This window comes from Kitasatospora sp. NPDC092039 (genome assembly GCF_044756065.1).
Classification (GTDB): domain Bacteria; phylum Actinomycetota; class Actinomycetes; order Streptomycetales; family Streptomycetaceae; genus Kitasatospora.
In genome coordinates this window covers 1-1,059 of record NZ_JBIVSD010000062.1, presented here as the reverse complement: position 1 = coordinate 1,059, position 1,059 = coordinate 1, and the positions used below count along the sequence as shown (strand labels likewise).

Annotated in this window: 1 protein-coding gene; it reads right to left on the bottom strand. The window is 69.0% G+C overall.

What is annotated here, in order from left to right; genetic code table 11:
- Nucleotides 1-38: 38 nt before the first annotated feature.
- Entirely contained in the window at nucleotides 39-878 is an 840-nt protein-coding gene (locus ACIQI7_RS38970) for an IS5 family transposase (RefSeq protein ID WP_401119624.1), read from the bottom strand.
- Nucleotides 879-1,059 lie beyond the last annotated feature (181 nt).

Genomic DNA, 1,059 nt, shown 5'->3' with positions numbered 1-1,059 from the left:
AGAGGGCGTTTGATCTCGTGAGTTCCATGATGTCGGGTTCAGGTGCCTCGCCAGGTGGGTGTTGATTCGCCGGTGAGACGGCGGGTCATGTTGTCGATCATCGCGAGGTGGATCATCGCTTCGGAGCGGGCGGGCAGGGCTTCATAGTCACGGACCAGGCGCCGGTGGAGCATGAGCCAGCCGAAGGTTCGCTCCACGCACCAACGTCGAGGCAGGACAGCGAATCCCCTGGTCGTAGGGTCGCGGTGGACGATTTCCATGTCGATGCCGAGGGCGGCGGCGTGCTCGACGAGGTACTGGCGGTAGCCGCCGTCGACCCAGGCCTTGCTGATCGTGGGGTGGTCGGCGGCGGCCCGGTTCAGCAGTTGGGTGCCGGCGACGGAGTCCTGCACGCTGGCGGCCGTGACGAGTACGGCGAGCAGAAGGCCGAGGGTGTCGGTGATGATGCTGCGTTTCCTGCCGACGATCTTCTTGGCGGCGTCGGTGCCCTGGGTGGCGGCGGGCACGGTGGGCGCGGTCTTCACGCTCTGGGCGTCGACCACGCACGCGCTCGGCTCGGCGGTCCGTCCGCCGGCGGTGCGAACTCGTCGCCGCAGCAGGCCGCTGAGCTGCTCAAACACGCCGTCGCGCTGCCACTTGGCGAAGTAGCCGTAGACGGTGGCCCAGGGCGGGTACTCGTGCGGGAGGTAGCGCCACGGAATCCCGGTCCGGTCGACGTACAGGATCGCGTCGAGGATGTCCCGCAGGTCGTGCTCGGGCGGGCGCCCAATGTCCAGTGCCCTGCCCCGGCGTTCGGCCCGCCAGGCGGTCAGGACGGGCTCGACCAGTGCCCACCGGGCGTCGGATAGGTCGCTCGGGTACGGCTTTCGCGACGTCATGCCTATGGCGTACCGCTGCGGGCGGTCTTGGGCTAGAGCTCTGGCCGGAGGCCGGCGTGCGACGACGGGAACCGGGCGCCTTGGGATGAGACAGGAGCAACACGGATAGGTCGGGCGTGCTGGTCACACCAGCACGCCCGACCCTCACACACGCCTCGTCAGCCACTCCGGGAACCGGCCG

Excerpts from the sequence above, each read along its gene's own strand:
- ACIQI7_RS38970 (WP_401119624.1), bottom strand. The coding sequence starts at position 878 with ATGACGTCGCGAAAGCCGTACCCGAGCGACCTATCCGACGCCCGGTGG.